General features: G+C 40.8%; 10 protein-coding genes. 2 read left to right on the forward strand and 8 right to left on the reverse strand.

What is annotated here, in order from left to right:
* Positions 1 to 285 (forward strand): hypothetical protein (locus ACED59_RS23610; RefSeq protein WP_246852549.1); only part of this gene is annotated, 285 nt, incomplete at its 5' end.
* A gap of 66 nt (positions 286 to 351) precedes the next feature.
* Here the strand turns inward: ACED59_RS23610 and ACED59_RS23615 are convergent.
* The 7 genes from ACED59_RS23615 to ACED59_RS23645 form a co-directional block, all read right to left on the reverse strand.
* Positions 352 to 1,200 carry a hypothetical protein gene (locus tag ACED59_RS23615; protein WP_017102558.1) on the reverse strand — a complete coding sequence of 283 codons (849 nt, stop codon included), beginning with the start codon at positions 1,198 to 1,200 and terminating at the stop codon, positions 352 to 354.
* A gap of 226 nt (positions 1,201 to 1,426) precedes the next feature.
* Positions 1,427 to 2,896: an ATP-binding protein gene (locus tag ACED59_RS23620; protein WP_371705156.1), complete on the reverse strand. Its 1,470-nt coding sequence runs from the start codon at positions 2,894 to 2,896 to the stop codon at positions 1,427 to 1,429.
* Position 2,897: 1 nt separating this feature from the next.
* Complete coding sequence (locus tag ACED59_RS23625; RefSeq protein WP_371705157.1) at positions 2,898 to 3,935, reverse strand: DNA polymerase; 1,038 nt, start codon at positions 3,933 to 3,935, stop codon at positions 2,898 to 2,900.
* Between the two features lie 45 nt (positions 3,936 to 3,980).
* A complete protein-coding gene (locus ACED59_RS23630) occupies positions 3,981 to 4,751 on the reverse strand; it encodes a hypothetical protein (RefSeq protein ID WP_371705158.1) in 771 nt (256 codons plus the stop codon).
* Between the two features lie 290 nt (positions 4,752 to 5,041).
* The gene (locus tag ACED59_RS23635) at positions 5,042 to 6,157 is read right to left on the reverse strand and encodes a hypothetical protein (RefSeq protein ID WP_371705159.1); all 1,116 of its coding nucleotides are present in this window, start codon (positions 6,155 to 6,157) and stop codon (positions 5,042 to 5,044) included.
* Positions 6,158 to 6,395: 238 nt separating this feature from the next.
* Positions 6,396 to 6,569 (reverse strand): hypothetical protein, encoded by a 174-nt coding sequence (locus ACED59_RS23640; RefSeq protein WP_371705160.1) that lies wholly within the window; start codon positions 6,567 to 6,569, stop codon positions 6,396 to 6,398.
* Between the two features lie 298 nt (positions 6,570 to 6,867).
* Entirely contained in the window at positions 6,868 to 7,134 is a 267-nt protein-coding gene (locus ACED59_RS23645; RefSeq protein WP_016796240.1) for a hypothetical protein, read from the reverse strand.
* Positions 7,135 to 7,369: 235 nt separating this feature from the next.
* Here ACED59_RS23645 and ACED59_RS23650 point away from each other — a divergent pair, with 235 nt between their 5' ends.
* Positions 7,370 to 8,242: a helix-turn-helix transcriptional regulator gene (locus ACED59_RS23650; protein ID WP_371705161.1), complete on the forward strand. Its 873-nt coding sequence runs from the start codon at positions 7,370 to 7,372 to the stop codon at positions 8,240 to 8,242.
* 54 nt (positions 8,243 to 8,296) lie between these two features.
* Here ACED59_RS23650 and ACED59_RS23655 read toward each other — a convergent pair whose 3' ends face one another.
* Positions 8,297 to 8,767 (reverse strand): hypothetical protein, encoded by a 471-nt coding sequence (locus ACED59_RS23655; protein ID WP_371705162.1) that lies wholly within the window; start codon positions 8,765 to 8,767, stop codon positions 8,297 to 8,299.
* Positions 8,768 to 8,904: the final 137 nt, after the last annotated feature.

Raw genomic sequence — 8,904 nt, forward strand, 5'->3', positions numbered from 1 at the left:
TATTGGTATCCAAATCACATCAAGCATACGTGGTTAGTGGCATATTATTCAAATAACATTACTGAAATAGGATATCACATGCCAAAAGATAGAAATCTCGTTAATTTCTCAGAAGAATATGAACTAAACAATCGCCTAAAACGCAATAACAAGCGCCAAACCGAAGAGAACCGCCAAAAGTTAAAGAACATTGGTGACAAGGCTAAAAAACAACTGAATAAAACTCGACTCACACACGAAGAGCTAGACAACGCCATAGAACGTAATCAAGACAAGCTTGATTAAACAAGTATGGGGAAGTTTAGTGATGTCGTCGATTACCATCTCTATATGTCGACGACGCTTCTCTTATTAAGTTGATAAATTAAAACCGTTAAACTCGTACCTTTCCCCCCAAACATCCCATCCTTTCTTGCGTAAGTTTTGCCGACCAACTTTGACTTTTTCTGCTGTAAATAAATTCTCTAGTGGTAGATCTAACCCAATGTTGATTGCCGATGCTACTGATGAATCTCGGAGCTTAAATGACTTAGGTAAGCCATTAAGACCCGCCTTTCTGGTCTGTAAGTCAGAAAAAAATAAAATAATGGTATCAAGATCAGAAGCTCTTTTCTGATTGACTAACAAATGCAATGGCTGCTCAGAGGTTTCTATTTCTGCATCAAAAAATCTATTTCGAAGTTCTTCAATAAAATCTATCGTCGTTGGCCAATACCTCGAATCAAAAGATAAAAGTGGTTTAAATCTCTCTCTCAAAAATGAATTGAAACGTGAATGATGCTGACTAGAGGCATTCAAAATGTCTGGTAAGTCAGTATCAACATATGAGTACCAGCGAGCACCTTCACTAAACTCTTCCCTTTCTTCTAAAAGTGACGCAAGCGTTCGTGCTGCATCAAAAACAGCTTGATTCGACTCGATAAACCTCTGGTAATCAGCCCGTATTTTAGTTGCTTGATTTGGGTGCCAGAACATATCCGCATCTACCAAGATTTCTAATATCAACCTTTTCTGGTGTTCATCAAGCTGGTTGTGGACGTCTTCAAAAAAATCATTGAGTTCACCAGAACGTTCGATAGATCTCTTATAAAGTGGAGTCAAACTCCCCCAAATATTGTTCTTCTGATTGTACTCTAAGTCCTTTTCAAGCCAGTCAAGGCAAGCCTGCGCACTCGTAGTTAATTTGCTCTTCGTTTGCATATAAGATCCTGTAATTGCTAAGTTGTTACATTAATCTTATCGACCGAGAAATCAAAGTACGGTATTTGAAACAACTTTTTTATCTTTGCTATAAATACCTTGTCGTCGACGGTAAGCACCTGAGCGATACCATAATCACTCAGGCACAAAAAAGCCCACTCAGCGTTAGAATGGGCTTCAATCAATAATCAATAATCAATAATCAATATGATGTTCAAGGTTACGATTAAGCAGCTAGAGGCTTACCTGACACCATCACATAACGCTCGGTATCTCGACCTATCTTAAAATAAATTCCGTTGGCATTAAGACTGCTTTCTTGAGCTTTAAGCTTGCTTGTTAGTGCAGCAGCGCCTCGTGGTAAGTACATCGGGTTTTCATGATGCTGCAATGTTTCCAATAAGCGAGATGGAGTTGCTTTCCAAATTTTATCGTTCGCTGCTGATTTGATGAGCTTTTGCATAGCAACCGTAAGGCTGTCATCTTCTGTACCTGAGGCCATGATATTTCTCACATTCAACTTATAGGCTTTCTGTAACTTGCCCTCACCTAACCCCAGCACTTTCTCAATCGCAGCAAGCCACTTTGCAAAGTCCATCATACGAGCCGGATACTTCACTTTAGCACTTTCCTCTTCAACCAATGTTTTCGACGCCAACGTCAACAGTGAACCAAAAATTTCAGGTAATGCTGCTTCTAACTCCTGTTTTAGTAAACCTTCGGGCTTACGTTTGTCCTCTTCCATAGGAACAAGCGCGACCTTAAAGCAACGTGAGGCCAAATCTGATTCGGTCACAAAATTATGAATACCATTAAGCAATAAAGGAGCATGTAAGAGTAGTGAAGTTAATCCATCATCGGAATACAAGGTACGAGAAGCAATATTACCCTTAGTTGCAGTCGTACAGAGCATATCACTTTGGTCTTTCGTGAGCTTACGTAAGTTGTCATACACACCTAAAAACATACTGTTAACTTGAATGGCAAAGTCTTGTTCACGTCTTGGCATTCGCAATCCATCAAGGCTACTTGGGTCCAATAAAGTACGCGTGACACTGTTGGAGAAGAAACTTTTACCTGAACCCTTTTCGCCTTGAATAAGCAATATTGGATAAGGGACACCGCATTCTTTCGGATGAGCCAAGATGTAAGTCATGTAAGCCACTAACTGAAAGAATGTGTTTTGGTCTGTATTAATGAACGGTTTTAGCCGTGTAATGCCACTTTTAATCGAAGTGAATTCAGGAGTCACCATAGGTTTCATGTCTTTAGGGCGACTAAATACCACTGATTTTGTTTTAGCATTAGGTTTACTCAGTACTTCTACATTACCTGCCGAAAGGTCGATGATTTCACCTTTATCATTACACAGGTCGATTAGTACTGACGCTTTATCTTTGGACAGTGCATTGCGAATTTCAATGGTAATCGGTGCTTTTTCATAGTCCCATACCATACTCTCTAGTTCTTCAATAATTTCATCAATATCTGCTGCCTTAAGGCGTGCTCCAAGATCACGAGCAATCTTGCGAAGTACAGACTTGAATTTCTTACTCTTAATGTTTATGGCCTCTGTTGATGCACCTTTTCTCACCAACACATAGACTTGATCTTTCTCATCTACACACAAGTTTTGCTCTGGGTTTACGACTTCAATAATGTCGTCCATTGATATTGTGTTTTTTGATTTACTCATTTTATTCATCTCTGATCATCGCGGGTAGTTGCATTTCCACCTGCACATTTAATTTAAATCCATCCAATACCTCGGCGCTGGCGTCGGTTAACGCCTTTTTCGCTTGCCTAAGTTGATAGTCGTATTTATCGGTTTCTAACCGCACCAAGAATGAATCATGGTTGGTCAGTAGTACGGGGAGCTTGGCCTTGTCTAGGTTGAAGCAAGCTCGCCGCATAATGTCCGCACCTGTCGCCTGTATAGGCCAGTTGCGTATTGTTAGCGTGTTAATTTCTTGGGTAATTCCCATGCGCCAGTCTAATGAGCGTATCTCGCCTTGCCGCTTGGCTTTTAAGGCTTCACCGTCAAGGTAATAATCAATAGGGCTTAGGGTTTTCTTAAGCACCATCAGCCAGTTCATGACGTTTGATTGTGGTTGAGATAGCTTGTGCGCTATACGCTTTATGCTCGCTCCGTAAAGCTGCATGACTATTAATGTCTTTAATTCAGTGCGTGTTAATGCATTGTCCGTTACTGTTTCTATGAGTAATTCATAAATATCGCCTTGTTCGTATAAGTTAAGTAATTTCATGCACTTTGCTTTCTGCGCAGCTATCATTGGCTCTTGTTGGTCATAATCTAAGAGCACATAACAATATCCTTGCTGGGGACTCAGTAAGTCTTGCCAATGATGTTTTGGTATCAGATTTAAGGCACTTCCTGATGTGGTATCTCTGCCTGTTTTAGTACCGAAGACATTCACTACTTGGCGGTGCCAATCACCGCTTAAATCATGAGTCAGGCTAGCTTTAAATCCGACTAGCTGACTCACTAGAGCTAGGCTTCGGTTTGACTTTTTCTTACTGTATTTCGCTATCTTTCGATTGAGGTAATCAACATCAATGCGAATTGCAGGACGGTGATTAACATGAGCTAGATACCGTTTAATATTCACCAGTACCGCACAAGGGATTGTTTCCCCGAATGTAGATACTCGTTGTACTACATGTTGAGGAACCACCTTACGCGCCAGAGCGACATTAAGTTGTCTTGATAGCACGTAAGCATGTGGCTTACCTTCAATGCAATGTCTTGCAGCTATGATTCATGCCGCTTCTTCGTTGATATCAATGTCATCAAGTGAAATCTCTTCAAACTCTAGCTCATCCTCATCAAGGTATATGTCTTCAAGTTCGAGTTCATTTTTAACTGAACTGACAGGCTGCTGAATCTCCTGTAATTCTTCAAGGGAACCAGATTTAGGCAAATTAGCCTCTACCGCGTCGGTGTCGTCGAGTAGTTCAATCTCAGGTTCGTCGACAGCGTCAATCGTTGGACTGTTTTTTAATTTTCCGACTAGTGCAGGGTGATTGAGGTCAGCAATTTCATATTGACCGAATGCGTTAGCGTAAGCTTGCTGTACATCTTCATCGGTAATAACAATTGGTGTAATACCTGTTGCTTTATGCGCCTCGTAAACCTTAGCTATAACGTCACGCTTGGCGATAACAGGTGATGTTTGCGCTTGCATAAGCAATTCATAGTTAGACACATGCCATGAGTTCTTCGTCTTAGCTGGTATCATGATGCTCTTTAGCTCGCCACTTTCTGTTTTGACTACATGGAGTACTTTAGTGCGGTAATGCTTGCGATCTAAATGTTCGATTAGATCAGGGTCTACGATGTACTGCACTTTGTAGTCAGTGTTTTTATACTGCTCCTCAATAACAACTAATTCAGCCACACCAAGTTTGCTTTGAAATGCTTCATCTTCACTTGGCACTTTAATATATGCGGCCTGCTCAGGTGCATCGTACTGCTCAGTGATTGATTTAATTGCTAGCGCTTTCTTTATGGATTTATTAAGTAATGACATTTTGCTTATCCTTTTGATTGATTTTTATTCATGCTGTGAACGATTCAGTGCATGTAGTGCGTCACTTGTCGACAGATGTAATTACAACCCAAATGGGTTATTTAAGCTGTCACCTGTGGTCCAGCTATTGCCTATCAGCCTTTCGTTATTTCAGCTTTTCCGCTGACAAATGCAGTATCCTTTAATTCAACCAATCCGGCTGTCATCTCTGCTCCGGCTTATGGAGAGCAAAAAAAAAAGAGAAGCCGTTAAGCTTCTCCCTTTCAATTCAGTATCAATTTTTATACGTACTAACTGCCACGTTGACTCATTGCTATCAATTTGCCATTAATGAACCCTTTACTGTCTTCATTCTTATTCCACTTGGATAGTTCATTTTTTAAATCCAAAAAACGCTTATCTATTAGGTCATTTCTTTCAGCTTCACTTTTACAGTAGCTAAGCAAATGCATGCTATCTCGATAGAAAAAACGGTCATCTTTCGCAATGACACGGGCTAAATCTGAAAGACTCATTGGGTTTACCCTTAAATAAGAATAGGCCCACGCCTTGATAAATAGCCAACGATAAGCCGCTTTTGTACTGTCTGCTTTGAGATTGCCATTGAGTCTGACGTAAATATACTCTGCTGGCAGTTGTAGCATTTCTTTTCTAACCTTCTTTCTGCCAGCAGCGAAATCTGATTTTAACGCTAGACGATGAGTCAGAATCAAGTCAACAACCTTAATAATATCGTGGTTATACTCAACTAGTTCATTACCTAATTTATTAACGCACACTTGAGTAAATAATTGTGCATATAACGGCAGTTCTCCTTCGTAGAGTTGCAATGCCGCTTTAGCTAGCCAATCATACTTTGCTCCGTTACTTAGCGCCTTAGTCCCACCTAGTTCCATATCCTCACAAAGAGACAGTTTAATAAGTTCATCACCAATTTGATCTGATTGCTCGATGAGCATACTGACATCGTCTTCTGTTATCTTGGCTAAAGGATCAGATAAGTGTTTATAAATTATGTAATCCCACAATTGGCAGCATCGTTTACTCAAACCTTTCAACTCAGCTATCAAGCTAGGTTTATCTTCAATACGCAAAAAATCATTCTTGATTGAATCAACAGTTTTATCCGCTTTTTTACCGTAAGATTTTTGCAACATTAAATGAGCATCAAGCTTGTAACTATTAAGGAGGTCTTCGCTGAAGAGACTTGCCGCGAACACGCAGTACCCATCATCATTTCCAGGAAGGTATTCAACGGTTATTGCTTCCTCGAAAAAGTCAGCATTTTCGTAACTAGGTTCTTCACCAATCTTTAGGTAAGAGAGCTGTTGATGAAAATCAGCAATGTACTTTTCATATGCATTTAAGTCGGGATCGTCAGGGCTAATTGTATAGTTATTTATCATTGTGCGAGCATATTCGATAAGTGGCTTATTATTTGATTATACTTAAATATATTAATGAGTAGTATCGCAGCCTATACGCAAACTAATATCTATATATAACTGTCTATCTGAATGGCACAGCACAGCTTAATATGGCTAGGAGGTTTCAACTCCGACCATCTGCGTCGTCGACAAAAAAAGCAGAGGTTATCCCCTGCTCTCATAACACTTGCCCGTCAATCCTCATAACACTTGCCCGTCAATCCTCAATAACTTCGTCGGCGACGACACCAATTACGAAACCAGCGATACCACCGATTAGTGCCCCATATGGACCATACCTAGCACCTAGAGCAGCACCGACTTGAGCCCCACGGATACCAGCGTTCTTTTTTGATTGGGATGATGATTGTGAAAAGGTTTTGCTTTGCATACTTCCCTACCTCTTTATATAGATATGAAAAAGGGCCATGCTCAATGAAGAACATGACCCTTTAGAGTTTTGTTAATGCAGCTTTAGTGAGAGTGACCACACACCTGACAGCTACCATCATCATATGCACGTTCACCACATGCAGGACAGGTTGTAACGAGTGTTGTTATGGATTTAATCGCCATGTAAAGGCTCCTTCTTGTTGGTTTATTAGGTGTTGCGGAGCTCATTGATGTCTCAGCGTAGAGAGTTCCAATTTCGAAACTGAGATATCGAGAGCCAAGCTCCGCAACAAAACTTATTGTGCTTTACCTTTCGGGGTATCAGGGGCGCATTGAGTTACATCAGTGACATGACCATTCATTGTTCCGCAGACATCGGCTTTCCACTGCACAATGACACCGTAAGACGATGTGTTCTGAATTCCTGCTTTACCATTCCATTGTGGCTCTAGCAGTTCTTTCATTTTTGAGATATCGCCCGGATTACCGCCGAACGTGCCACCTGCGAATACCGAAGATGCGAATAGCGAAGTTAGACCGAGCAGGATGATTGATTTTTTCATTTTTTGTTTTTCCTTAAAGATTGCATGCCCTCTTTCTAAGAAGACATCTGTTGATTAGTTTGAAGGTGTGGACTGACAGGTGGTGTCAGTTGGTAAAATTAATTTGAGGAACAACGGCAGGGCTTAGGTTTCGTGGGCTATGAAACCTATGACAAAATCGGTCACTTACTCATGACTATCGGGAAATAATGATGACTGACACTACCTGTCAGCGAATCAGTACATCATTGGTGATATGAATAAGAGTGAGAAGTTAGCCTACCGATTGAGTCAGATACTTTCCCGATTACATTCAGGAGAGAAACTGAGCCTTATCGACTTACAGCAGGAATTTGGAGTACATGAACGAACTGTACTTCGAGATTTCAGTCGACTGGCATTTTTACCTATCGAAAGAGAGGATGGATATTACTTCTTAAAGCAATTAGATCATCGCAACCCTAAAGCTCATTTAGCTCTGAACTCCCTATCGAGTATGGGAGTAGATAAGTTGTTTCCAGATAGAGCAGTCATGACTCAGGCACTAAGCCATAAGACACAATCTATTCTGTTCCGTCATTTACCTATCGAAGATTCCAGTCGCTTTCAGGCAACATTACGTGTCATTGCGAACGCTATTCATCAGCGAAACACTCTGACCTTTACGTGTCAGCGTCGTCGTTATCATCGGATTGAGCCTTACCAACTCATTAACGAACATGGGATTTGGCATTTGGTTTCAATGCTTAGAAGCAAATCATATTCGTTTCGAGTGGCAGAGATTACAGAGTTAGTTCAACACGATGATATTTACACTCCCTCACCTAGCTTCAACGAGAAACTAACCAGAGAAGAATTACACTGGAATACTCAGGGTATTGTAGAGGTCATCGCTCAGGTTGGTTCTAGTCGAATTGATGATTACCAGAAGTTAGAACAACCTATGGCAATTCAAGTGCTGAAAGAGTTGGGTTATGGCTCGACACTTATAAGCATTGAGACATCAGATATTCACGCATTAATGCCAGTCCTCAAATCTTGGCTACCTGATATCGATGTAATTTCTCCATCATGGGTAAAACAAGCCTTGGTTAGAGATGTTGAAACCTACCTAGCGACTTGTTCATGAGTAGGTTTATCGACAGCGTCGTCATTACGTCGACGACGACAAGGTTTTTACACACTATTTAGCCCTTGATTTTGACAGTGCGAGAAGCTCCTTTTTTCTATCTTGGTATTTCTCTGAAACGACATGTAAGTAAATAGAAGACTCAGCTTTCACGGCTAAACCTAGGCCACGAACGATAGCGGCACAGAAACCCTGATTGTTGGCTGAACCAGAAGAATAGAGGGATTTGTAGACCTGACTTTTCCATGGTTTATCACCCTGAGATTCGATAACCTCGAATAACTTAGAGCATGGAACCCATTGTTTTGAATGTAACCCTGCCCCTCCTGTCTGCCCAGCAATCCGGAAGTAGAGTTGTTTATCCTCAATATTTTGAGCAATCTCGTAGAGAACTTTCCCTTGAGATTTTGAACCTAGTTTGTCTGCTTCCCCTGATTTGAGGATGTTCGAGAATGGATTGTGTTTTGGCGTGTCTTTAGATGCATCAGCTTCTGCATTCGCTGTACTACCTTTAGATTGGTTCATAGAAACTTTCCTTTATTTATTGAACTAGAAAGAAGACCCTTGCCGACACAAATCGGTAAAAGTTATTCTAATTCAATAATATAAATTCATTTCGAGACTTATTACGCCTAGACTTCTTCCTGTCTCTTCCTGTCCGG

Source organism: Vibrio sp. FF266 (assembly GCF_041439695.1).
Classification (GTDB): domain Bacteria; phylum Pseudomonadota; class Gammaproteobacteria; order Enterobacterales; family Vibrionaceae; genus Vibrio; species Vibrio tasmaniensis_A.

Bases quoted from the DNA above. Each gene is read 5' to 3' on its own strand.
- ACED59_RS23630 (WP_371705158.1), bottom strand. From the start codon at position 4,751: ATGTCATTACTTAATAAATCCATAAAGAAAGCGCTAGCAATTAAATCA.
- ACED59_RS23615 (WP_017102558.1), bottom strand. From the start codon at position 1,200: ATGCAAACGAAGAGCAAATTAACTACGAGTGCGCAGGCTTGCCTTGAC.
- ACED59_RS23635 (WP_371705159.1), bottom strand. From the start codon at position 6,157: ATGATAAATAACTATACAATTAGCCCTGACGATCCCGACTTAAATGCA.
- ACED59_RS23650 (WP_371705161.1), top strand. From the start codon at position 7,370: ATGAATAAGAGTGAGAAGTTAGCCTACCGATTGAGTCAGATACTTTCC.
- ACED59_RS23655 (WP_371705162.1), bottom strand. From the start codon at position 8,767: ATGAACCAATCTAAAGGTAGTACAGCGAATGCAGAAGCTGATGCATCT.
- ACED59_RS23645 (WP_016796240.1), bottom strand. From the start codon at position 7,134: ATGAAAAAATCAATCATCCTGCTCGGTCTAACTTCGCTATTCGCATCT.
- ACED59_RS23620 (WP_371705156.1), bottom strand. From the start codon at position 2,896: ATGAGTAAATCAAAAAACACAATATCAATGGACGACATTATTGAAGTC.
- ACED59_RS23640 (WP_371705160.1), bottom strand. From the start codon at position 6,569: ATGCAAAGCAAAACCTTTTCACAATCATCATCCCAATCAAAAAAGAAC.